The organism is Fodinicola acaciae, from assembly GCF_010993745.1.
GTDB classification, from domain to species: Bacteria; Actinomycetota; Actinomycetes; order Mycobacteriales; family HKI-0501; genus Fodinicola; species Fodinicola acaciae.
The window spans coordinates 1,064,747-1,088,250 of the sequence record NZ_WOTN01000002.1 but is presented as its reverse complement, the minus strand read 5'-3'; the positions used below and the strand labels follow the sequence as shown (position 1 = coordinate 1,088,250).

The following is a 23,504-nucleotide window of genomic DNA, read 5'->3' as shown; positions in this document are numbered from 1 at the left end:
TTCAGTACTGAAGAAAACGCCAGAGACTCCCCTGATCTGGTCGCGCGACCGTACGGCCACGCCGAAACTCCACTCCGCCATGGCTTCGGACACGACCGCTCCGAGGTGGCCGCCGACCGGAGCCGGGACCACCGAACGTACGACCTCGACGTCGACACCATGACCTCAGGCCCTCCAGCGGCCCCCGGAGTGGGTGAGTCGCTGCTGCTGAATCTGGTCGCAACCGTGGGTTTGTCGGTATCTGACTTTCTAGGAGTCCGCTGCGGGCGTACGCCGGCCGCCGTACGAGGACAGCAGGGAGTCGACCACTGTCGCCGCGTCCTGGTCGGCTTCGGCAGCTGGATACTCCGGTAGCAGGTCGTCCCATACGACCAGCCAGGACCCGTAGAGCTGGGCCTGTCCTTCCGGCCGCGCGAAAAACCACACGTGCAGGTGCGCACCGCCGTCACCGATGCGATAGACATGCGAGCGAGCGATGTGCGGTAGCGCCTCGATGTGCCGGGCGATATGGGTTGTCAGCACGCCCAGTTCGGCGGCCAGGTCGTCGGGCAGATCCGGCAGGTCGTGATGATCACGCGGATGCAACATCAACACCAGCGGTACGCCGACCCGCTCGATCCGGCTGAGCCGCCACCGATCGTCGAACCAGATTCCCTCATTCTGCGCGGAACAGGCCCGGCAGTCGGCCGGATCCTCACCGTTTCGAGCTGGTTCGGGAAGCACCGGTCGACGCAGCGGCGCCACTCGCAGTCCCTCCGGTTCGAACGGAGAGATCTCCCATCCAGTCATCCGAGCCAGCGGCAGCCTGCCCGCGTCATCAGCCGCGGCAAACGCGTGGTGATAGAAGTCTTCCGGTCGCAAAGCCACAGTCCGAGCCTAGCCCAGCGAGGCTGTGGGGCCGGGAAATCGTCGCCGACTCTGCCCCGAGACGGTCATGGTCTTGTGCCAAATCCGCGATTCACCATGGTAGGCGGGACGATGTTGGGATGAGCCGCGAGACGAGCGATGAAGCCTACGTACTTGCCTTGTGCGACGAGATCTTGAACGAACCCGGGCTGCGGCAGGTCCGATTCGACTGGCTGCGGGGTGACCCCGGCCGCGATGGCCGTAGCCGCAGCCTGCCAGTTGACGCCTTCTGGCCTGGTCATAGCGTGGTAGTCGAATACCGGGAGATTCAGCATGACCAGCCGATCCGACACTTCGACAAACCCGACCGGCTGACCGTGAGCGGAGTACACCGAGGACTGCAGCGCAAGCGCTACGACAACCGCCGCGATGAACAGATTCCGGCGCATGGCCTGCGGTTGGTCATCGTAAAAACCGGCTGATTTGGCGGCCGACCGCCGAGGCCGGCTGCTCCGCCACCGAGAAAATGACCTACAGGTGCTACGCCTCATGCTTACCGACCAGCGAACCGAACCGTAGCCGACGTGATCGGACGCCAGTATCTGTTCCGTGATCGGCCATATATCCGATCCAACAGATTATCTGTCGGCGCACATCACTCGATGACTTGCGCAACGCATGTGACAGTATCCACGCGGTCGTCGACGACCTCGACCCGTCCAGAGATCGCAGCCTCATCACTCACCTTTACCGGTAGCCGTTCGTACGGCCCGAGCGACGCCGGATCGACGCGCTCAGGCAGACCTATTCATGCCTGAAACCCGGCCCGCTGCCGCCAGCTCAGAGCGTCAGCGGGGCGGGCTGCAGGCGAGCCGTCGCGCTGTTAGCCGTTCGTCAACTGCCATTCTCGGCGGTCTATCCGCCTCGCCCGGCGAGTTCCGCGCGGTAGTCGCGTCAACGGTCGCAATCCCCAGGCAGCCGGCCAGGCGAGGAAATCCATTTTCGTCCACGCCTGAAGACCAGCTCACCCCACAACCTCGTCCGAGACTGAGCCGCGCGGCGAGGCAGTCGATGATTCTTCGCTCACCGGCAGCTGCTGCAGGCAGAAATCGCGACCCGAGCAAGCCTTTCTCGTTGTCACCCGGGCCACGCCTGCCACGCAACTGCCCGAAACGTCACATCACCCAAGGAGGCTACTTCGATGAGTACAATTCTGTCCGCACTCGTGCCACCTGATGCCTGCGCGATTGACACGGCGTCCGCCGCCTCATTCGTCGTACATTCGTCTTCACGGCGGACGGCGACGCGCCATGCCTCGTGGCATCCTGCACCGGTTGCTGCCGGCCGAGCGCGAGATGACCGGTCTGCTCGCGCTGATGCTGCTGGTCCACGCGCGGCGGGATGCGCGTACGCGGGATGGCGAGATCGTCCTGATCGAGGGCCAGGATCGGGGTCTTTGGGACCGTACGCTGCTCGAGGAGGGGCTCCCGCTGTGCCGGTCGCGCTGGTCGGCCCGCCGGTATTTACGGCGTACAGGCGGCGATCGCGGCGCTGCACGACGAGGCCGCCGATGTCGCGACGACCGACTGGCCGCAGATCGTGGCGCTGTACGACGTGCTGCTCGCGATCGCTCCGTCGCCGGTCATCCGGCTGTACCGCGCGGCGGCGGTGGCGATGCGGGACGGGCCGGCCGTCCGGCTGGCGCTGCTCGACGAGCTGGCCGGCGAGCCGCGGCTGAGGACCTACCACCCGTACGCCATGGCCCGCGCTGACCTGCTGCAACGCCTCGGCCGGGACGTCGAGGCCGCTACTGCGTACCGGGAGGCGCTGGAGCTGGCCGGCAGCGAGCCGGAAAAGGCTCATTTGCGAAAACCCTGGCGGAAATCGGCGATCCTATGTAGAGTTCCGAGCATGGGTCGTCAATGGCTGACGAGAGTGCTCGACGCGTTGCTCCGGATCGCACTGCACAGGTGGCCGGAGCCGTTACGCGACCACTACGAGCGGGAATGGCGCGCGGAGATCGCGGAAATCCGGTCCGAGCCCGGTGTGAATCCGGTCGTACGCAGCATCCGTGCGGTGCGTTTCGCGGCCAGCCTGGCTCGTTCGCGAGTCAACGCGGAAGGCGAGACGTGGCCGGACCGGGTCGCCGCTACTGGCCGCGCGTCACGACCTTTCCTTCTGTTGTTCGCGTTGCCGTTCCTGTGTTTCGTCGCGTGGCGCGTCGCCAGCGCGATGACCGGGCTCTACAACATCTTCGTGGGGGTCGCCGTCGACCCGGTGGGCTCACTGGGTCTGTTCGCACAGTCGGTGGCCACCGTGCTGGCATTGCTGGTGGCGGTCACCGGGATGGGTTTTTTGGGTTGGTGGCTCGGAAGAGCGCTGCCGGTCGTACGCACCGGCGACCGCCGGTTGCGCAGCGGTGCGGCCGTCTTCGCCGTACCGTTGACGGCCCTGCTCGGTACGTTTCCGGTGTTGGCCGGCATTCGGCTCAACCAGGAATCCGGGTCCATCGACTGGTCGGTTCCGGGAACAGCCGGCGGCCTGGTGGCGTGGTCGCTCGGACTGGTCGCGGTTTTCTGGTGGGCCAGAAGCAAAATGTTGGCCGGACGCCGCTGGCGTGCGGTGCTGGTCGCGGCCGGAGGCGGCGGACTCCTGGTGTGGATCGCCGGCGCCGTGATAACGGCCAACGCGGCGATCACGCTCGGCGCGCCGCTGGCCACCGCGCCGCTGTGGACCCCTGCCACGTTGGTGCCGCTCTGGAGCCAACAACTTTTCCACTTGTACCAGGCGAATTTGCCGGTCGGGTCCGCTGGCGCCATCAATTTCATGTTCAATGCAGGCAACAACCTTCCGGTGCTGGTGGTGTGTACGGTTTTCGCCGTCGCGTACGTGCTCAGGCAGATGCAGGCGTACGCGCCGCCGGTCGAAGCGACGCGAGAGCGGCCCGAGCCCGGTGAGTTGCGGCTGCCGGTGTTTTCCCGCATTGCCTACGGTTTGGTGGCCGTTGGCGGGCTGGCGTGGGCCGACGTGCTCACGATGCCGATCAGGTTCATGGAAAGGGTGGAGGCGGCCGCCGGTGACGCGCCGGACACCGTACACCTGTGGATCCAGGAAATCCGGCAGCTCGCGATCCTGCTCGTCGGTCTCGGTCTTTCGTTGGCATTGCGGCGTTATCGAGGCGCCGCTCCGGCGGCTGCACTGGTCGCCGCGGCGATTTTCGTGGCCGATTTATTGATTGACCGGGTGAACATGGAGGGTTGGCCGGCGTTGGTCTTCGCCGCGGCACTCGCCACCGCGCTCGTGCTCGCCGCGGTCCAGCTGTGCCGGCGGGCCGGATTCGGCAGCGCCGAGCAGGCGAACGGCGCGGCGCGATTCACCAGGGTCGCCATGGTCGCCGGGTTTTGCGCGCCGATCACATTGTTCAATGTCAGCAGTGCCCCGGTATCGGCGATTCCAGTGGACCTGCTGGCCGGCACGTACGTCGTCGGCGCGGCTCTGTTCGTCCTCGCCTCCTGTTGCGCGCTGCTGGCCAGACCCGTTGCCATGACATGGAAACCGACGCTCCTCGCGGTACTTCCGGTGATTTTGTACGGCTGCTCGGCGGTGACCGCGAAGCTTTCGAGCGGAGCCTGGTGGCTGGTGTTCATCTTCTACGGCGGACTGGTGATTGCCACGTACTTCTTCGCGCTGGCGCGGTGGTCGTCGTGGAGAGGCGTACGGGTCGTCCTCGCGCGTATCGGTCTGGTGGCGGCGGTCGTGGTCGGCTCGACGCCGGCGCTCATGATCGTCTTCGGAGTTTCGACCCTGGTGAGCCCCGCTTTGATGCGGATCGCCGGATATGCGTACGGTGCCGACGGCGTACCCCTGGCGACCGGCTCGGTGATCGTCAGCGCCGGCGTAGCATTCCTTTTCACCGTCACCTTTCGCGGCCTGGCACGACGTTTGCGGGTGCCGCGGACCGTTTCGATCGCGGGGACCGAGCCGGCATGAACGAGAGGAAACCCATGCGGATCACCACGTCGGTCGCATCGGTCCTCGCGGCCTTTCTGGCCGATCCCGAGGAAGGTCACTACGGTCTTGAGCTGATGCGAGCGACCGGGTTGCCGAGCGGCACGCTCTATCCGATCCTGGTACGCCTGCAGGACGCCGGTTGGGTCGAGGCGCACTGGGAGGACGTCGATCCGGCCGCCGCCGGCCGGCCGGCGCGCCGCTACTACCGGCTCACCCCGAACGGCGCGACCTCCGCGCGCAGCGAACTCCAGGCGCTGCAACGAAAAATCGGTGTACTAGGAAAGCTCGCCGAAGGCAGTGCCTGAAAAATGCCGGAGCTTGTCCGGGTTGACGATGGCGCGGATCCGTTGCACCACGCCATCTCGGGTGGTCAGTGACAGGACGGCCAGGGTCGTGCCGCGCTGGCTGATCACCACACCGAGCTCGCCGTTGATGGTCGCGCCGGTCACCGTCGTGCCGGCTCGGCGGCAGTAACCGAGACCCACCCTCGCGATCCGGTCCCGGCCGCTGACCCTGATGCGGGCCGCCGGCACCGAGGGGCCGCCGTCCGCGTCGCCGACCACCTGAGGATCCAGCAGCCGTACCAAAGTTTCCAGGTCGCCGCCGGCGCAAGCGGCGATGAACTGCTCGGTGATCCGGCGTTGCTCGCCTAACCACGCCGTTTCCGCGTTCGGGTTGGACCCGTACCGTGAAGATTCCGACGCGACGACCGGTGGGGATCAGCGACTGCCGCCGGCGTGCCGTTGGTCGCGGATGGGAGGCACGTCCGGCGCTTTCTCCTCCAGGTCCTGATCTTCGAACGTCGGTGGCCACGGCTCGCGATCGCGCCGGGCCGCTCGCGCGCCGCTGCTGGTGAGTATGCCGATCGCGAGTGCCACCGAGAGGTTGATCATCGCCGTGGCGATCCTGCTGGCGAACGGTACGTCCAGCGTCAGCGGCAGCACGGTGGCGATGACCGCGGCGACGCCGGCGATCCAGCCGAAATACCAGGTGGTCCTTCTCAAGGTTGGCGACTGGACCGGGGACACCCGTCGTCCCCACGCCCGTGGGGGTGGGTCCGCTCACGTAGCAACGGACAGGCCGAGTGCGTCGGGCGTCCCCACGACCGTGGGGGTGGTCCGATCAGGGGCGCTGGGCCAGTCCCGGGGGGTGTCGTCCTCACGCCCGTAGGGGTGGTCCGTCGCCGGGGCGCCTGTGCGCGCGCCGGCTGGGCAAACGCTTACGGAGAAACGTTATCCGTGTAGCGACGAAACTACCTATAGATGTTGAAGACTGTCCCGAAGGCCGCAAGCAAGTCACTGGTCAGATCTTTGCGCCCGTCGCCGATCATTCCGATCGTTGAGGCTGCGAGATGAATACCACCCATTCGAGAGAGTACTTTTGCTGAGTCCGACCGGTCTAGGTTTCGGTTCCCGAGCATTGCCAACAATACGGCGCCGCTACCGGGTGGGTACTCTCGGCTTGGCAGCTTGATCGTTGATGGCGGGCCGGCAAGGCGAGGCATTGACTGAACATCATGGCGTAACTGAATGATTCGCTCTCGCGGGAGTCGCATGGCAATCCGGACGATCCTGGGGACGATCCACCCAGCTTTCGGGTCCACTGGACCGAGTCCATCAGGAAGCGGCACGTGCGCGATCGCGAATAGATCCGCGATATGTGACCAACATCCCGGTCAACACCGTGATCAGCTGCAGCGCGTGTCCATAGCTGAACGCGCGCAGAAACGATCCCAACGTGGAAGGTGCGTACACGTCCGAGAACAGGTGTTTCATGCCGCCGTGGCGGATCACGTCCAAGTCATCGATGCAATCAGCGCCGGTGACCATTCCCGCCACAATCGCGGGAATCTTCCCTGCCGGGTTCGCTCCCGTCGAGGCGATCGGCGCATCAGTGATTTTGACGTTCCGCTGGGTCAAATCCGACAGCCCAGCCTGCTCGGCCAGTGCCGAGCGCGGTCGTCGTGACCCCCAGACCCGGCGTCATCGACTCAAGGAGATCTGGTGCCACGAACTCCGACTGGGCGCTGCTCGCGAGGAAAAACCTGAAGGCGTTGGGTGCCGTTCAGAGCAGTTGACGGAGGTTGCGAGAGATCAGCGACGCGGCGTGATGTAGATCACTGCGCGAGAGGGTGACCCCCACACCTTTCGCTCCCATGAATCCTCCCAAAAATATGAATAAAGCATTGCTAAGTGTCTACTGTGGACAGTTAGCAAGATCATTTAGAAACAGAAAAGGACCTCTGACCTGCGGGAATGCCGCTTGTCAAAGGTCCTATCTCTGTGGAGCTGAGGGGACTCGAACCCCTGACCCCCACACTGCCAGTCCAGTCGATGTATCGGCCTTGACCAGCACAAACACCGTTTCCACAGGTCACGTGGGAGCCATTCAAGGCGGTTAAGACCGGTTCGACACAGTTCTGCTCCCAGTTGCTCCCACCAATACTCCCATGCGAAGCGGACAACTGACGGCACGATTAGGGCAGACAGGACCCTCAAACGCCTGCGATCAGGCGCGCCGGCATGCTAGGGGCGAGATCTGGTACGGCCTTGGCTGCTACGTGGCGTATGAGGTTTCACCCCTGCGGGCCGTCAGCGCCGCAGTCGTACATCCGAGCCTCCTTGGTCACCAGGACGCCGACGCCGGGCTCAAGGGCGCATCGTGGTCAACGCCCTTGGATTGCTGGTGATCTCGTCGTGAAACTCATCGCCAATAACGGTCGACCAGCCCGACCTACAGATGCGATGTCTTGGTCGATGTATCTGATCTGTCCAGGATCTGTCCAGGTGAGCGACGATGGCCAGTCGGTGATGCTAGCCGGGCTGTTCAGCCGATGCGGGTCCGACAGGCACGGTTTTGGCGCACCTTCGCCGTACCGTATCGGTGAGCGCAGGAGGCTTTGTCGACTGGAATATTCACGCGAGCCGATCGCGTCGCGAAGGATTCTTTCGATCGTAGGCGATCGAGGACATCCAGAGCGTCGTTGGCTCGCCGCGTTGAGCGGGGAGGTGAGGTCCATGGCCGCAGGAGTGACCCCGAGCGAGATCAAGAGTGCCCTGTTCGGCAACGCGACGCTACGGTTGCTGAGCGCCCGTAGCCGTGACTGGGTTCTTCCGTTGTTCGCCGAGCATTTGGAGGCGGTCGACGAGTCGGTGTCTGCGGAATGGTTCCACGAGCGCATCGCTGAGGCTCTTGAGAATAATCCAGACTGGCACGGTGACCGTTCTCCTGCGGAGCATTGCCGCAGGTGGGTCGAGGCGCGTTGGCTGGAGACGGAGATCGAGGCCGGAAGGCTGCGTTATCGGTTGTCGCCGTACTCATTGCGCGCATTGCGAATCGTGCGGGAGATCGTTGAGGGAGAGAGTAGCGTTTCCGGTGCGAGGCTGGGGAGCATTGCCCATGCCGTCCGCCTCTTGGCTGACATGACGAACCCGGATCGCGAGATACAAGTGCGTCGGATCGACGCGCAGATAGCGGAGCTGCGCAACCGCAGAAAGGAAATCGCTACCGGGCGGGCGCGTTTGGCGACCGTGGAGGAGATGCGGCAGCAGTTACGCGAAATTCTGGCGATGACGCGTTCGTTGCCGGCAGACTTCCGGCAGTTGCGCACCTTAGTGGAAGACCGGCACCAGAAAGTGGCGCGGCGTGCGATGGCGGACGGTCCGAGCAAAGCCGACTTGGTCGAGGAGTACTTGCAGGAGAATGATCTGCTCGCACGTACGCCTGAAGGGATTGCTTATCAGGGGTTTTCGCGCATGCTGGCCTCTTCGCAGCAGGCACGCTCTATCAGCGAGGATATCGAGCAGATCCTCGCCCAAGACTTCGCCGGCGATCATATGACGGTGGCGCAACGTGAGCAGTTGGAGACGATGCTCTCGACGTTGATGAGGGCTGAGCTTGCGGTCGAGCAGGTGTACTTGCGTTGGACTGCGTCGTTGCGCAGATTCCTCACCCGGTCCGCGCACGCTCGACACCGTCGTCTGGTGACATTGGCGGAGCGGGCATTGCATGCCGGCGCGGAGTGGGTTGAACGTTCCCCCGGTGCGCGCAGCATCGACGATGACGTGCTGGGAATCGGCCGGATCGCGGTCGCGGACATCTCGCAGACTCAATTGTGGCGGGACCTGGGGCCACAGCGAGTGATCGTTGAGGCGGTCCCGCAGGCGACGGTCCTTCCGGAGACGGATCGGGCTGCGTTGCGCCTGGCAGCGGGTACGAGCCGGCGGGTGATGGCGCGGACGGTCAATACACTGCTGAGAGGACGGCATATCGTCACCGCGGCGGAGGTGTTCGCGGCGACCCCGACCGAGTTCCAACGACTCGGCGCCGTGGTGTCCCTGCTCGACCTGGCGATCGACCACGGGCACGTACGGCTTGATGTCCGCGAGTACGTCGCGCTCGCTGGTGACCGTGAGCAGGCTTTGCGGGTCGTGCTCCCGCATTTGATCTTCGACCGTCCGATCGAGGGTGGTGAGGCATCGTGAACGCGGAATGGGACAACGAGGAGTCCTCAGATGTCGATGGGCTGGATGGAGCCGACGCTGACCAGCCGGGGCTGCCGGAGGACGCCAGGCGGGCTTTGGTGTCGCTGCTCAGGTCCCGGTTCGTCTCGCGGGCCCGGCAGAGGCAGGTATGGGATGCGCTCCTCGCGTATGAGGAGGAGATCCGTGAACGGCTCGCGGACCTGTTCCTACGGCTCGTCATCGATAGGGACCTGGAGGTCGCGTTCAAGCGGCAGGAGGTTGAGGAGGACGTCCCGCGGCTGTTGCGACGTGAGAAGCCGCTGTCTCGCGACGCGTCCTTTGTGTTGCTGTTCCTGCGTCAAGAATATGCCTACACCGACGCCGCTGACGGGCCGGTGGTGGTTAACCGATCGCAGGTCGACGAATTTCTGCGCGCCTACCGGGAGGAGGGTGATGGCGACGGGGCACGTTTTCAGAGCCGCGTGAACGCGGCGATCCGCGCTCTCGCAGATCTGCAACTGCTTACCGTCGACCCGGACGCCGACTATCTGTTCACGGTCTCGCCCGTGGTCGTTCCGCTGATCGGTGTCGACGAGGTCCTTCGTCTCGAGGCCGCGTACCGCCGCGAGCTGGACATGGTCGGCTCAGCGCCGCCGGATCTTGAGAACGACAGGGTGGAGAGGGAGGCGTAGGCATGGTAGGCGACGCTCGCGGGCAGTTCCGCATCGATACGGTCCAGATCCTGAACTGGGGCGGGTACGCCGGTCTTCAGGTGATGCATGTGGGCCGCGCCGGTACCGCGATCCTGGGTCCGTCAGGTCGCGGGAAGTCGCAGCTGCTTGACGCGATGGCGTCGGTGATCATGCCCAATCCGCAGGAGTTCAATCAGGCGGCCCGGGATGACAAGGGGAAGAAGCGAGAGCGCACGGTTTACAGCTATGCGCGTGGGAAGACCGACCAACGGCGAGACGAGAACAAACGTTCCGGCACGGCAAGCTACAAACGGCCACCTGGTGGGCGAGGATTCGCCAGCGGCGCCGCGATCACATGGGCCGATGAGGCTGGCCGCCGAGTAACCGCTCTTCGCCTCGCCTGGGTTGGCCCGGACACGATCGGTGCCGACGCGATCGCGGCAAGCACCGTGTACGGATTCGTACACGGCTTTTTCGACCTGACGCGACTAAACGGACTGTCCAGCGTACGAGCTGGAGCCCCGCCAATATCGAAGGCAACCCTCGGCGGGCTGATCGACGCTGCGCGCGGTGACATTATCGACCCGTCGCAGAGCCGGATCCACGCCAAGATGCGCACCGTCATGCACATGGGACACACCGACGAGTCCCAGCAGCTGGCGATGGATCTGCTGCGCCGCGCCCATGCATCGAAAGGCATCTTCAACATCAACACCCTATTCAAGGAGTTCGTCCTCACCGAGCCGCTTGCGCTGACCCGATGGGACACAGCACTGGACGCCTACCGAGAGGCCTCCAGGCTCTACCACGAGTTCGAGTACGCCCGGCAGCGGTTGAGCACGCTCACCCGCCTGCCCGACCTCGCCGAGAAATACAGGACGGCAGGGAATGACTATGTCGCCAAGCAACATCTACTTGACCTTCCCGCTACCGATCAGCCGTCGCGGTTGGCGATCTGGCATGCCGAAAAGCTCTACGAGTGGGCAGACCACGAGATCGACACCAACAGGCTCGACCGCGCCGAGTTGGACGAACAGCTGCAGGAAGCAAAGCGGGACGACAATACGGCTCAGAACAGATTTGACGACATCCTGAACAGGTTGACCGCCGCCGGTGGCGATCCGACCCAAACGCTGACCGTTCAGCTGGAGAGGGAGAAAAAGGACCTCGACGCACTTGAGAAGCACCGCGAGGCTTTGGCGCGCCGATTAGAAGAGTTCGAGATGCGCCTTCCCACCTCTCAAGGGGATCTGACCCTGTTACACGAGAGCATGAAGCATGTCCGCAACGGTCTCGAAAACGAAAAGCATGACCTTGATCAGTCTGCGTACGACAAGCAGGCGGAGTTTGTCAATCTGAAGCGCCGCATCCAGACTCTTGCTGGTGAGATCGAACAGCTCAAGCAGCGCCGGAGCAACATACCGCCGTCCGCCGACGCCGTCCGCACCCGCATCGCCCGCGACACCGGCGTTCCCACCGACCGCCTCTCTTACGCCGGCGAGCTCATTCAGGTCAAACCCGAGCATCGGCGTTGGGAGCCCGCGGTGCTCAGCGTCCTGGGCGGACTCGCCAGCGACCTCCTGGTCGCCGAACGGGACCTGCCCGCCGTACGTCGCTATGTCAACGACCACGACATGGGCGAGAGAATCACCCTGGTCGGCGTACCGGACACCCGAAGAGGCGCCCGGCCTATCGACAACACGATCCCCGCTCTTCTCGATATCGCCGAGTCGCCCTACGCCGACTGGCTCAGCAAGGAGCTCATCGAGCACTTCTCATACTGGTGCGTAGAGCGCGACTCCGAGCTGCAGTCCCACCGACCCGCTGCGACCATCGGAGCAGTCACACGCGCCGGCATGCGCACCGGCGCCCGCGGCAGGTTCATCAAGAACGACCGTAGGAGCCCCTACAAGTGGATCGGCTGGGACAACCAACAACTGCGCGCCGAACTGGCCGACCAGATCGCCTCCCTCATGCGCGAACGGCCCTCGCTCGAGTCCAAGGCTGAGGCGGCGACCGACGCACGCGACGTATGCCGCGACCGCATCAAACGTCTCACGAATCTGGGCGAGGAAATAACGTGGTCAAGCATCGATACGACACCGCTCGAAGAACGAGTGCATGAGCTAGAGGAAGAGCTGGCCCGTGCCGACACGCCGCAGGCACGCCAACTGCGAGAGCAGTTGGAACAGGCACGTACCAACGCCGGCAAGACGAGCGCGGCTGCCGCAAGCCTTGAAGAACGGCAAAAAGACCTCGACCGACTGTGGGAGCGCCTCATCGAGATCCAGGACACCGCGACCACGCTGGTCGACAGCCAGCCGCCGCTTGATGACGACGAACGCGGAGCCCTCGCAAGCCTGCCCTTCAAGGTACCCACCAGCCCCGACCACACAGCCGTCAACGCCAGCCGACGCGGCGCCGAAGTTGATCTCGGTGGTCAAATAGAGCAACACCGAAAGGACCGCGAAGCACACGAGCAATCCGTGCTCGCTACGATTCAGGCTTACCGGAACATCGACGATCGCACCGAACGCGAGATCGATGGAACGATCGATAGCCTGCCCGCGTTGCTGGCGATCCATCAGCAGCTCCTTGACGACGATCTGCCTCGCGCCAAACAAAAATGGCTGCAGAAAGTTGACCAGGATATGAACCGCCAGCTGAACGCTGTCCTGGTCCAGATCGAGGAGGACGGACGCCAGATCCGACATGGCCTGAAACCGATCAACACGGTCCTGAAAGGAGTCTCTTTCCGGGAAGGCTCGACGTTGGCCATCGACTCCTCCGACCGGCCCAATTCAGACCACAAGGATTTTCGAGATATCATCAGCCGCTACACCAGCAATACCGTCGCGCAGGACCCCGCACGCGATGCCGAACAGATCGAGAAGTCGTTTGTCCGCCTCCACCGCAGCCTCGAGCGTCTGGATGACCTCTCCCGCACTGGTGAAGCCTGGCGACGACGCGTGTTCGACGCCCGCGAGCAGGTGGAATTCCGAGCCATCGAGACAAAGACTGACGGAACGGAGCTCATTCACGAAGGCGTCTCGGGGATGAGCGGCGGAGAAGGCCAAGAGCTGATCGCGTTCATCCTCGGCGCTGCGCTGCGCTACCGGCTCGGCGAAGGCGATGACGGCCCACCCACCTACGCGTCCATCCTCCTCGACGAGGGTTTCGTCAAAGCCGACAGCGACTACACCGGACGATCCCTGGCCGCACTTCGCGCTCTCGGATTCCAGCTCATCGTCGCCGCGCCGCGCGAAAAGGCAACCGCGTTCGAGGACTACGTTGAGACCGTCGCGTACATCAACTCCGACCCGGACGACCGTGACAGCGTGCGAATATTTCCGATGACCATCGAAGAAGCGCTCCAACTCGATGACGAGAGAGCGTCCTGATGCGTACCCCGGACGAGATTCTGGGCCAGATCCGAACGCGCTATGAATATTCCTGGCGCGACTGGCTCACATCGCCTCCCGACGGCCTCTCCTTCCCGCTCGCACCTCCGAATGCTCAGACAATCGCGCGTGACGCAACGACGGTCGCAGCATGGTTGCGAACGTGGCGCTCCTGGGTGGAAACCCATCCGACGATCCGCCTACGCACCGCGACTCGCCGGACAGTGATCGGACCACAGCAGATCTACACCCACCTCGACCTGCCCGACGCCAACGCCTTGGCAGCCGTCGATCCTGAGACCCAAGCGCATTGGCACACGGCGACACGTCGCTATCCGCGGCTGGTCGACCTTGGTGGTCCGCGCGAACAGTTCAAGCCGCATCTCCAGGCCATCACCAACCTCAGCGACGACGACTTCGCGCTGCTCCTGCGCGTCATCCGATGGTTCAACGAAAACCCGCGGTCAGAACTGACCATCCGCCAGGTTCCCGTCGTCGGCATGCACACCAAGTGGCTCGCGCGTCACCGCGGACTCGTCCATGCCCTCCTGCGCATCAGCAGCGATCAGAGCGCACCGCCAGAAACGGCGATCGGACACGTTGAGCTAACAGACCGCGACCTTGATCTGCTCGGCCTACGACCGCTGCCAATTACCATCAACGTCATCCTCACCGATCCATGCGACCAGCACCGACTCGCCGGCATTCGCCACCTCAACGCACCGCTGGAAGAGATCGCCAACCTCCCGCTGCGTCCTCACCAGGTACTCATCGTCGAGAACAAAGAATCAGCACTACCGATCGCCGATCTACCCGGCCTGATCGTCATACATTCCCTCGGCAACTACCTCGGCGCGCTTTCCGCCATCCCGTGGGTATCCGCAGCACAGACCTGGTACTGGGGTGACCTCGACCGCGCCGGATTCACCCTGCTATCCCGGGCACGAACCCGCATTCTCGACATCACCTCCATCATGATGGACTCCAACACGCTCGATAAGTACATCAGCCTCGCCGTCAACGACCCCACCGGTCGCGTCGACCCACCCGACCGCACGCTCACCAACCCAGAGCGCGAAACGCTCGCCGCGCTCAGGAACGACGGCAACCCGCTGCGACTGGAACAGGAACGAATACCGTGGACATACGTCCAAGAGACTCTCTTGGCCGCGTTGAGCGGTAGCCGCTAGCACCGGCACCGGCACCGGCACGATCGACAGCCGCATCACTCAGACGCCGTCGAGCAGGTATCCATCGGCCAGCATGTCGACCGACTCGACCGATACATTCGCGGCCCTACCCAATTCGGAGGCTCACGCGGATCGCGTTATCGGGCCTTATCGACATCACGATTTCGCTACGGGTAACACATCAATTGCTGAGGACTGCCGGCGTTCGCCAATGAGAGCGTAAGTCACCGCCTCTACGTGAGGTTTTCTAGCCGATGAAGCCGGTCCTGGTCGCCGGTGCTCGCGGCGTGCGCGCGCAGGTCGGCGACGGCGAACTCGGCAACCCGAAGACTGCCCGCCAGCTGCCGGATCCTCTTCTGGAGATCCCGTTCGGTCGTGACCTCCGGAAGAGTGGCGATGCCCAGCGAGCGCTCCATCAGCGCGCGCCGGCGCACGGCCGTATCGGCGCACCACACCTGAATGAAGTGGTTGTCGTAGAACTGGTACGACCCCAGGCGACGGAACGGAAGCTTCGGCGAATCACCGAAGGCGTCGGCGTCAAGGACCACCCGCCAGCCCCCTGCGGACTCTTGAAGCCGACCCTTGCCGAAGGTTTTCGACTGCGCCAACCACTTGCGCCAGATCTGCTCTGGGCGGCTGACTCCCCTGGCCTCGATAAGATTTTCGATTGACGTACGAGTGCAGAGCCGCTCCAAGAACTCGTCACGCTGCTCGGAAGCGTTGGTGAAGGCCAGAATCCTGTGATCGGCCGTCTCAATCAGGTAGCTGGGCAGGAAAGCCTCGCGGTGCCCCTCATCGGTCAGGTTGCGCAGCTGACTGGGCAGGTTGTACTTGACCCGTTCCGGGTTGCTTTCCAGCCACCGCAGCACTTCAGGCCGATACGGGGCGGTGGTGAAGACTCGCAGAAAGCGGGTACGGTCAGCTAGTTGCCCCTCCTCAATCTCTGGTGTGTCGAGCACCGGGACGTTGGCATCGTAATACTCGCGCGGCAGCGGCGACCCCGACTGGCGCTCGATCAGAATGGTCTGCCTGCTCTTGGAGGCCACGTACCGCACACCATCCTGAGCCGACCGCTGACCGAGCTCAGTCAGCTGGAGCAATTTTCCGTACGTAGTGACATGGCCAATCAGGCTGAGGAAGGCCAGGCACCGGTCAATCAGGCCTGCGGGCACGTTGAGGAAACGGGCGAGTTCGCCGCTCTCGCGGATCTGCGCCTCTTCGATGGCGCGGACCACGAAGTGGTCGACTATCTCGAATTCCTGCCGGTCATAGATCTCAGCGCTGGTATCGACCTGCCACAGCGGCCACAGCACCGGGAACATCCTGATGGGCGTAATGCCCGGGAGTGCCTTCACACTCTCCACGGCTCGAGTGGCCGGATAGATGATTCGCCTCATCACGCACGCCGGCTCTCGGTCGAAAGCGCCGCCATCACGTCCCCCGACCGGCGCAGGTGACCAACCCGTCGAAGGTGCTCGGTCATGGCAACCATGGTGTCCTGGAAATCTCGATTCTTCGCGTTGCACAAGGTCATGAGGTCGCCGACGAGTACCAACTGCTGCTTTGCGCGGGTAATAGCGACATTGAACCGCCGCAACTCCTTGAGGAATCCGATATCGCCGTTCGGATTGCTGCGGGTGAACCCGAAGATGATGAGATCCCGTTCCCCTCCCTGGAACGAATCTACGCTCCCAACATGGTCAGCGACCTGCGTTGAGGTGCTCCTCGCGGCCGAGAGGCGCTCGATCAGCAGCTCTTTCTGTGCGTTGAACGGCACGATGACCGCCCAGTCGCGATACTGCCCGGCGAGGGCTTGCAGCAGGCTGACGATGATCGCGGCCTCGAGGTCGTTGCGGTAGCCGTGCCGCTGTGCACCTTTTAGTTGACGCATAGCGGTTTCCTTGCGTTCGCCGGTCGGCCGGTCAGAGGTGTCCACCATTGCGAACGGAGATAGGAAGAAGGAATTCGGCGCGACACCGCGATGCGCGGTACGCAGTTGTCCAGAGTAGAACGTGTCAGAAACAAACTTCGCTATCTGCTCGGGCATCCGCCGCTGAGTCTTCAGCCACACCGCGTTCGACCGTGGAGCCCGCGGGAACAGCAACTCGAAGCCACTCTTGGCCAGCAGCGCACTCACATCGGCGACACCCTGCGCGGTCAGCGAGGTCTGCTGCCCGATCAGACTATCGGCCCACTTCCTGACTTCCTCGTCCAGGAATGGCGGCAACTGCTTGTGATCGCCGACCAGCATCGCGCGTTCGGAGCGTACGAGGGGTATCAGAAGATTCGGAGTGGAGATTTGCCCGGCCTCGTCGACGATCGCAAGATCGAACTCAAGGCCCGAAATCAGCGCCGAAGTATCCGTGCCAACGCAGGTGGCACCGACGACATCGGAATAGCGGGCGATCTCGCGCTCGAGCCCCGCACTCAAGTCGCTGATCCGTTCCCGCCATTCGGCGAGCAGTGCACGCCGGTTCTCCAGGAGCCCAAGCCCCGCAACGCATCGGCGGTGAAACTCGGCCCAGTCCACCACTTCGTGCCGTAGCGGCGGCGCGATCGAGATCGCCGGCCGCAGCATCTGCTCGATCAGCGCACCGATCCGCTCCATATCCGGCCATCCGCCCTCCAGCTTGCGCTTGGCGGTGTCGCGCCGCGCGATCAGCTCGACGACCCTCGGATCGTGCGCCGCCATCGCCTCGGCCTGGTCCCGCAGGGATGCAGCGGCAGACTCAGCCGCTTCCAGCGCCGTACGCGCAGTCGGTAACAATTGCCCCAACCGGGCGAGCCGACCGCGTTGCCAGCCGGCGACCCAGCGGTGGACAAAAGCAGTCGCGGAGCCCGAGGCGGCTCTTGACTCCGCGGCACTGAGCCGTTGGCGGCGGCGCGCCGCAACGGAGTCCTGTTTGACGACTACAGACTGCTGCCGCGCCAGCATCACCTCGGCCCGGCGAAGCTGCGGCTGGATCGAGGCGCTGGCCCGCCTGACCGCCTCGGCAAGGGGCGGCGTGATGCCGACCAGCTCGCGCTGCGCCGCCTCCACCGCGTCGAGATTCGATGAGAGATGGCTGAGATACCTATCCAGCAACGGTCGTTGCCGCGCCACCTCCTGGAGCGTGTCGAAAAGGCCTGAGCCAGCAACGATTCCAGCGCGTACCTCCTCGACCCGGCTCTCCGCGGACATCGCCTTCACCCGGCTGCTCATGTTGTCCTCGTTGCCGATCCGGACCGCGTTGACGTCCGAGGGCAGGTTTTCCAGCACGTTGTCCACCGCGCGGTGGGTATGCGACGTGATCAGGACTCGGCGACCAAGGGCCACACTGGCCTGCACCACCTCGACGATGGTGGTGGTCTTGCCCGCGCCGGGTGGACCAAGAACGCACAGCACATCCGGCACCGTGAGCGCGCGCCGGAATGCCTCCAGCTGGTCGGGATCGAGGTCGAGGGACGGCTTCGGCGTGCCGGACGCTGTGGGCTGGTACGGCAGGAAGGTAGTCGAGACCAGGTTGTCCAGCAGTCTCGGGTTGCTCGACTGCCCGTTGCGCAGCACCGCGATCGCGTCCTTTTGCGCACGAAAGACCCGGTCGCTCAGAAGAATCTTCAGCGTTCCCTGAGCCGGGATACGGTCGTAATCTGTGCCGGGCTCGAACCGGACAGTCGCGGTGTTGCCATCGGCGCGGATCACCCTGCCCCGCGCTTCGGCGTACTCCCCAAGGCAGACCATCGTGTTCGCGGTCAGCTCCCCGCGCCCAGCCAGGCGGAAACGGTAGACACCGCGTGCCGAATAGCGCTTCTCCTTGGCGGCCTCGCGAGCGACATAATGCTGCGGTGGCATGGACGTCTGCCGGTCAGTCTCGATCTGGCGGCTCGCCTCGACCACCGTATCCAGCAGATCCAGATAGTCGGTATGAGGTGTTAGCAACGACGGCGGTCGCGCGCGCTTGCCGTCCATGGCCGGAAGGCCATGCCACGCCCGCCAAAGCAGGTCCGCATGGGACGACGTGCGCGGCGTATGCCCCGCTCGCACTGCTTGGTTGAAGCTGGGTAGGTTAGGGAACAACCGAAGCTGGTACGGACAACGCAACAGCAGGGCGCCCTTGACCAGACGGTCCTCGTCCCGGAACTGCCGCCGCGCGGCGTGGCCAAGATTGTAGACATCGCCGCCTTTGGTCGGATACAACCATGCCACGTATCGGCTGGAATAGACGGCCATACGCCAGCCAGGATCACGATCCATCACCTCCAAGGTGATCGGCAGCTGCCCCATCCCGGCCAGCTGGCTGATCTCCTGGACGAACGGCGTGACCCGGTTGTCTATGTCCGTCAGGAATCTGTTCGAGTAGATGAGCGTGATCGGGCCGCCGACCGCGACCTCCCCTACGGCCATGCGTTTGCCTCCGTGACAAGGTGCTGTTTTCCAAGCCTCAGTTCCGCAGCAAAAGTGGCGATGTCCGGGCGGTTCGACGGATTCGGATCAAGAGCCCGTCCCAGCAGCTCGTCGAGCCGCTCCGGGAAATTTGAGATGAACGCCTTGAGCGCGATCGTCATGCCCGCAGTGGGCCGATACCCCGCGCACGCATGCTGAAGCAGCGTCGCGAGTTGAAACACGTCCGTTGCTGGTCCGGGCAGCCCACGAGCAATCGCCTGCTGCTCGGGAGCCTGATACGGCCGGCCCTCGTGAGTCAGCCGCGGCCACCACGCCAGGCCGAGGTCACGCAACGCACCCTTACTCCCAGTCTTGGATACCAGGATCGACTCGCCGTCCAAGGCACGATGCCCTTGGCCAGCGCGGTGCAGGTTGGCAAGCACCTCCGCCACCGCGACGAGGACCTCCAGCACCCGCGGGAGTACGAGCGGGTCGAGCGGGCAGTCTCCAGGCCCAAACACCTCGGTCCAGCTCGACCCCGTCGGCAGTGCGGTCACCAGAACGTGCAGATCGCCGTCCTTGTGCAGCGAAGAACCTGCCGCCGAACGATTTCGGTGGCGTGCATCGGTCAAATATGAGGCTTGTGCAGCCAGCCCGTCGACCATCTCGGCCACCTGTCCTCGGCTGCCTGATGCGATGAGCAGACCGCGCAACCAAACCTGGTTAGCGTGGGAATCGAGGCTGTGAGCGCGTGCTTGCATCAGCTTCCAGGACCGGTCATCGGCTTCCATCGTCTGTACCGGGTGGTGGACAAGGTACGACCGCTGTCCACAGACGACAGTCGAGCCGCCGCGCCAGTCGTGCGCATCCGGTTGAGCCGTCTTGATGACGATCCTCGGCTCGGGCCGACCAACGGCGCCGTCGAACACAGTCTGCAGCGATTGGAGTTGCTCTTCCACTTTTTCAAACAGGTCCCGCAGCGACGTGCTCTCTTCTGCCTGCGGAGGCTGAAACGGGTGGTGATGCGGCTTGCCGCTTTGTCTCTCGTACCACCACACAGCGAGCCGATGACACGCCTTCACCAACGTCCTTGCCTTCTGCCTGTCGCCGGAGAAACCGTGAACGGCTTCGTTTCCCTCGCTACGAAGGGTGTCGAAGACCGGCCGAAGGCGCCCCGGGATCACTCCTTCGTTGACCAGCGCGGCGACTCGACCGAACTGGTTAGCCTTTTCCGGATATTGGATCGCCGCTTGCCGGACGAGAATCTTCGCAAGCGTCTCGCCGAAGTGGCGGGCCTTGAACATGGCACCGTCCGGATCGGAGTCCACGTATCGCTCAGCGAGCGCGGCGTCGCCCGCTAACAGCAGCTCCGGCTCAGCGATGAAACGAAAGTTCGGCGAGGCGTCCACCAGTGCTGACAACTCTTCATTCATGACTCACCTAAGAGATCGGGTTGACCGAACAGGGCAGAATAGCGGCCCGATCGCAATGACGGATACAAATCGTCAATCCTTGTCGCCCACTTGCGCGGCACGCCTTGCGGGATCGTTCATTCGTCGGTCCAGCCCCAGCTCACCTCAGGCCCATCGGGACCGAAGCCGACCGTCCGCCTCCACCCTGGAGCAGGTGCGTTGAGAAACGCGATCTCGGCTGCACTCAGCCCGCGGAGCCGAACCTTCCGGGCGAACTCGGTGAAGCAGTCCGGGTTAATCCAGGCGATCTTGTTGCCGGCAGTATCGACGTGCGGGCCAAACTCCATTCGCCGCACCGAGTCAGTGATGATGACTGGAACCAAATTTGCCCAGGGCAAATAGGCGCGGAGCCGATGAATGTGTCGTGAGATCCGCTTAACGCTACCGTCAGGATCCACGTTGGACACGTCTATCGCGAAGACCGCGTTAGGGCCAGCGCAGACGAGATCCACGGTCTCATCTTGCTCATCGTCGAGGCGAAGATTCATGATCGTCCACCAATGTGGAAACTCACGCAACATGTCCCAAAAAAGATTGGACTGCTGCTCATACGCCCATGAGGCGGCTTGAAAGGCAGGCTCGAAGTGATCAGGAAGGCACGAGCCCTCATCGCTGTCCCCAAGACGAGCCCGCAGGAGGCCTGGAAGCCACGGCCGGCCAGTCACCCCCACCGGGCGCCCCGAGGCCGCAGGGAGATAACGCGGCTCCTCATCGAGGCCCGCGCGACAGACGAAGCCAAAAACGGGAATCCGAGGAAGACACAGGCGGTCCGTGAGCTCCAGAGCCGCCTCATCCACGTATCGCACCGCAAAGGCGTAGTCCTCATACAAGATGACATCGATGACCGCCACCGCCGCCGAGGCGAACACCACGATTCGCTCAGGAACGCGGCTTCCGGCGAAGTAGAGCCCGTTGGTGTACGTCCAGCCGTACGGCTCGATCTCGTATATCTCCGTCAAGGCCTCCTCGACTGCTGTCGTCGCCCTGAGACTGTAGATGCCACAGCGGCCGAGCCGGCTCAGCGGCGAATTCCAGAGCGCGATCGCGCGATTCTGCCTGGCAACCGAACGCATGTGCATCACGCCGTCAATCGCAACGTCAGCTGCGACAACGAATGCAGCGCCGAGAAAATAGGCCATCATCCATCTCCCCGTGTCTGACGAGCACCCCCACCGCACCGTGGATGCCTGCCTCGGGCAAACCTAGCAGCTTATCAGCGGCAGGCCACCCGCGCGACCCGCGCGACCCATCAGCCCGCCGCCATGGTGACGGCAGCAATTGCCATAATGCCAACCTACAACCAACCAACGGAGTTCAAAAGGTCCTACTCGGAATGCTGCCGAACGGCTACATTGCCGCCCCGTACGCCGATCGTCGGCGCGCAACCTGGCTTGATCCCGAAGGTGCGAAAACTCGTCGCCCCCGAGCGACACAGCCAATCTCAGTCGCTGATGTGAGGACCCACGACGGTGAGAACTACCGCAGCATTCCGTGGCAGCAGATTCAGTTCCGCTGGAGCACCGGTGCCACAACCGCGGATGACGCCTCGACATGGCTCTTTGCCAGCGGAAAAGAGTATACAATATCCTCGAGCGCGCTAAGTATCGCTGAGCAGGTTCTCAAGGAGTGCTTACATCTGTACGCACCACCGATGCGACTGTTCCCTGCGATGTGGCGACGACCCGACGCTCCCTATACCCAAGTCCCAGCGCCGCTCGACGAGTCATCCTTCCTGGCTGAGGATGAGCGGGATCAGTGTCTTGGGCACTGAGAAGCCGGTCGCCCATCCGTACTGGTCAGCACCATCGTAGGTGGTCTCGAATACTTCGATCGCTTCTTCCGCAACCGCGCCGTGGTCGCGGAGTTCCTGAGCAATGCGTTTGACAGGTCTGGTGAAACCCACCAGCTTGCGAGTTGGGTCATAGTTCCCAAGCGCGTATACAGCATCGCGGCTGACGAATCCGCTATGCCGCGCAGCATGCGTAACGGCTAGTCTCTGAACTGGCGCCTCCGTGGCTAGCCGCCCTAACAACGTTGCCATTCCAGATTCATCCCAGCCACCTGCCGACAGGTCATCTTGTGCAGCTAGGGAGTCTCCTACTTGAGCTACGAACGCCGCCGACTCATCGCTTACGGCGACTTTGAGCGCCGCCTTCGCATGCTCGAGCAGCCGGTCCGGTGTCAGCATGTACAGCATGGTGCCTGCTCGGTCACGAAGCTCTCGGACGAGTTCGCGACGTGGTCCGCGAAGCTCCCCGCGCGAGGTCCGCCACCAGTCGGGCTTACTGTCCGCCGTCACAAAAAGTATATCCAGTCGCCGGCTCTCTGCCTGCCGAAGGATCTGTTCCCACACGAAGAAATCACCAAGAGCGCCGTCGACCCCCTTCTTCCGGACGTCAGCGAATCCAGGTGGAATCTCCGCCTCGATGCGTCGAGTGCCTTCCATTGTCAGCCTCGCCAGTTCGTCCTCGTCGAACTCCGGACCGACCTGATGGTGCAGGATCCGCGCTAGCCGAGCGAGTATCGTGTCCTGGTTTGTGTCTTTGACGAATACTTCGAACTCGTTCTTTTCGTGCTCTTCTACGCTAGCCGTGACAGCCTCGAACGCGTCATCGAGAACGCGCGTCAGGTCGGCAAGTCCGGCACGTGAAAGGGATACCAATTTGGCCCATTGCCTGATTTGGACCAGTGCTTTGCCTCGCTGCTCGCCGAGCAGCCGGACGGTTTCGCTGGTCTTACGCGGATCCATGAGTATGGCCTCGCGGTTCTTCCAGAACTCCTGAACAACCTGGGCCGGGATCCAGAGATTCGGCTTCAGTTTCATGAGAACGGCCAGGTAGTCGTCGCGCGCCTGCAGGTTATAGCGATATAGATTTAGGAGAACATTTGTGTCGACGACGACGATCCCGTTGATCAAAACCTTCCGGAAATCGGCGTCCGTGGGTGTCTGATACGCCTCGTAACCATCAAACAGCCCTCGCCCTGTCTCGTTCATGGCCACTTGCGCTTTCTCCCCAGCGTTCGTCATTCCGATCATCTTGCCTGGGACCGCCATCTAGCGAAATG

General features: G+C 63.4%; 16 protein-coding genes and 1 pseudogene. 8 read left to right on the top strand and 9 right to left on the bottom strand.

Features of this window, described 5'->3' with window-relative positions; translation table 11 throughout:
• Positions 1 to 249 precede the first annotated feature (249 nt).
• On the bottom strand, positions 250 to 867 hold the full coding sequence (locus GNX95_RS20360) for an HIT family protein (RefSeq protein ID WP_163508986.1): 618 nt from the start codon (positions 865 to 867) through the stop codon (positions 250 to 252).
• Between the two features lie 119 nt (positions 868 to 986).
• On the opposite strand from GNX95_RS20360, the gene GNX95_RS20355 reads away from it, so the two are divergent.
• From GNX95_RS20355 to GNX95_RS20345, 4 genes and pseudogenes are all read left to right on the top strand, one after another.
• Positions 987 to 1,328 carry a hypothetical protein gene (locus GNX95_RS20355; protein WP_246281683.1) on the top strand — a complete coding sequence of 114 codons (342 nt, stop codon included), beginning with the start codon at positions 987 to 989 and terminating at the stop codon, positions 1,326 to 1,328.
• A gap of 753 nt (positions 1,329 to 2,081) precedes the next feature.
• Positions 2,082 to 2,285 (top strand): annotated as a pseudogene (locus tag GNX95_RS44340) (DUF6596 domain-containing protein); the annotation flags it as partial.
• A 160-nt stretch (positions 2,286 to 2,445) separates the two neighbouring features.
• Positions 2,446 to 4,836, top strand: coding sequence for an RNA polymerase sigma factor (locus tag GNX95_RS44335; protein ID WP_425483906.1), 2,391 nt, complete (start codon positions 2,446 to 2,448; stop codon positions 4,834 to 4,836).
• A 14-nt stretch (positions 4,837 to 4,850) separates the two neighbouring features.
• Positions 4,851 to 5,162 carry a PadR family transcriptional regulator gene (locus tag GNX95_RS20345; protein ID WP_163508985.1) on the top strand — a complete coding sequence of 104 codons (312 nt, stop codon included), beginning with the start codon at positions 4,851 to 4,853 and terminating at the stop codon, positions 5,160 to 5,162.
• Here GNX95_RS20345 and GNX95_RS20340 read toward each other — a convergent pair.
• From GNX95_RS20340 to GNX95_RS44330, 3 genes are all read right to left on the bottom strand, one after another.
• The gene (locus tag GNX95_RS20340; RefSeq protein ID WP_163508984.1) at positions 5,133 to 5,420 is read right to left on the bottom strand and encodes a sigma-70 family RNA polymerase sigma factor family protein; all 288 of its coding nucleotides are present in this window, start codon (positions 5,418 to 5,420) and stop codon (positions 5,133 to 5,135) included. The genes GNX95_RS20345 and GNX95_RS20340 overlap by 30 nt on opposite strands.
• 156 nt (positions 5,421 to 5,576) lie before the next feature.
• Complete coding sequence (locus GNX95_RS20335; protein WP_163508983.1) at positions 5,577 to 5,861, bottom strand: hypothetical protein; 285 nt, start codon at positions 5,859 to 5,861, stop codon at positions 5,577 to 5,579.
• 612 nt (positions 5,862 to 6,473) lie between these two features.
• Positions 6,474 to 6,776: a hypothetical protein gene (locus GNX95_RS44330; RefSeq protein WP_187369666.1), complete on the bottom strand. Its 303-nt coding sequence runs from the start codon at positions 6,774 to 6,776 to the stop codon at positions 6,474 to 6,476.
• Positions 6,777 to 7,874: 1,098 nt separating this feature from the next.
• On the opposite strand from GNX95_RS44330, the gene GNX95_RS20325 reads away from it, so the two are divergent.
• From GNX95_RS20325 to GNX95_RS20310, 4 genes are read left to right on the top strand one after another with little or no spacing between them, the layout of a single operon-like run.
• Entirely contained in the window at positions 7,875 to 9,341 is a 1,467-nt protein-coding gene (locus tag GNX95_RS20325) for a DUF3375 family protein (RefSeq protein ID WP_163508982.1), read from the top strand.
• Positions 9,338 to 10,012: a DUF4194 domain-containing protein gene (locus GNX95_RS20320; protein ID WP_222853776.1), complete on the top strand. Its 675-nt coding sequence runs from the start codon at positions 9,338 to 9,340 to the stop codon at positions 10,010 to 10,012. Before GNX95_RS20325 ends, GNX95_RS20320 begins: the two co-directional genes overlap by 4 nt.
• A 2-nt stretch (positions 10,013 to 10,014) precedes the next feature.
• Positions 10,015 to 13,413 (top strand): ATP-binding protein, encoded by a 3,399-nt coding sequence (locus GNX95_RS20315; protein ID WP_163508981.1) that lies wholly within the window; start codon positions 10,015 to 10,017, stop codon positions 13,411 to 13,413.
• Positions 13,413 to 14,603, top strand: coding sequence for a Wadjet anti-phage system protein JetD domain-containing protein (locus GNX95_RS20310; protein ID WP_163508980.1), 1,191 nt, complete (start codon positions 13,413 to 13,415; stop codon positions 14,601 to 14,603). The genes GNX95_RS20315 and GNX95_RS20310 overlap by 1 nt, the downstream gene beginning before the upstream one ends.
• Positions 14,604 to 14,836: 233 nt before the next feature.
• Here GNX95_RS20310 and GNX95_RS20305 read toward each other — a convergent pair whose 3' ends face one another.
• From GNX95_RS20305 to GNX95_RS20285, 5 genes are all read right to left on the bottom strand, one after another.
• A complete protein-coding gene (locus GNX95_RS20305; protein ID WP_163508979.1) occupies positions 14,837 to 15,925 on the bottom strand; it encodes a hypothetical protein in 1,089 nt (362 codons plus the stop codon).
• A gap of 74 nt (positions 15,926 to 15,999) precedes the next feature.
• Positions 16,000 to 18,987 carry a DEAD/DEAH box helicase gene (locus tag GNX95_RS20300; RefSeq protein ID WP_163508978.1) on the bottom strand — a complete coding sequence of 996 codons (2,988 nt, stop codon included), beginning with the start codon at positions 18,985 to 18,987 and terminating at the stop codon, positions 16,000 to 16,002.
• Positions 18,978 to 20,399 (bottom strand): protein kinase family protein, encoded by a 1,422-nt coding sequence (locus GNX95_RS20295; RefSeq protein ID WP_163508977.1) that lies wholly within the window; start codon positions 20,397 to 20,399, stop codon positions 18,978 to 18,980. The genes GNX95_RS20300 and GNX95_RS20295 overlap by 10 nt, the downstream gene beginning before the upstream one ends.
• 116 nt (positions 20,400 to 20,515) lie before the next feature.
• Positions 20,516 to 21,580 carry a hypothetical protein gene (locus tag GNX95_RS20290; RefSeq protein WP_163508976.1) on the bottom strand — a complete coding sequence of 355 codons (1,065 nt, stop codon included), beginning with the start codon at positions 21,578 to 21,580 and terminating at the stop codon, positions 20,516 to 20,518.
• A 581-nt stretch (positions 21,581 to 22,161) separates the two neighbouring features.
• Complete coding sequence (locus GNX95_RS20285) at positions 22,162 to 23,493, bottom strand: PIN-like domain-containing protein (RefSeq protein WP_163508975.1); 1,332 nt, start codon at positions 23,491 to 23,493, stop codon at positions 22,162 to 22,164.
• Positions 23,494 to 23,504: the final 11 nt, after the last annotated feature.

Coding starts and splice junctions, on each gene's coding strand:
- GNX95_RS20310 (WP_163508980.1), top strand. CDS start 13,413: ATGCGTACCCCGGACGAGATTCTGGGCCAGATCCGAACGCGCTATGAA.
- GNX95_RS20345 (WP_163508985.1), top strand. CDS start 4,851: ATGCGGATCACCACGTCGGTCGCATCGGTCCTCGCGGCCTTTCTGGCC.
- GNX95_RS20315 (WP_163508981.1), top strand. CDS start 10,015: ATGGTAGGCGACGCTCGCGGGCAGTTCCGCATCGATACGGTCCAGATC.
- GNX95_RS20290 (WP_163508976.1), bottom strand. CDS start 21,580: ATGATGGCCTATTTTCTCGGCGCTGCATTCGTTGTCGCAGCTGACGTT.
- GNX95_RS20285 (WP_163508975.1), bottom strand. CDS start 23,493: ATGGCGGTCCCAGGCAAGATGATCGGAATGACGAACGCTGGGGAGAAA.
- GNX95_RS20305 (WP_163508979.1), bottom strand. CDS start 15,925: ATGTTCCCGGTGCTGTGGCCGCTGTGGCAGGTCGATACCAGCGCTGAG.
- GNX95_RS20325 (WP_163508982.1), top strand. CDS start 7,875: ATGGCCGCAGGAGTGACCCCGAGCGAGATCAAGAGTGCCCTGTTCGGC.
- GNX95_RS20300 (WP_163508978.1), bottom strand. CDS start 18,987: ATGGCCGTAGGGGAGGTCGCGGTCGGCGGCCCGATCACGCTCATCTAC.
- GNX95_RS20355 (WP_246281683.1), top strand. CDS start 987: ATGAGCCGCGAGACGAGCGATGAAGCCTACGTACTTGCCTTGTGCGAC.
- GNX95_RS20295 (WP_163508977.1), bottom strand. CDS start 20,399: ATGAATGAAGAGTTGTCAGCACTGGTGGACGCCTCGCCGAACTTTCGT.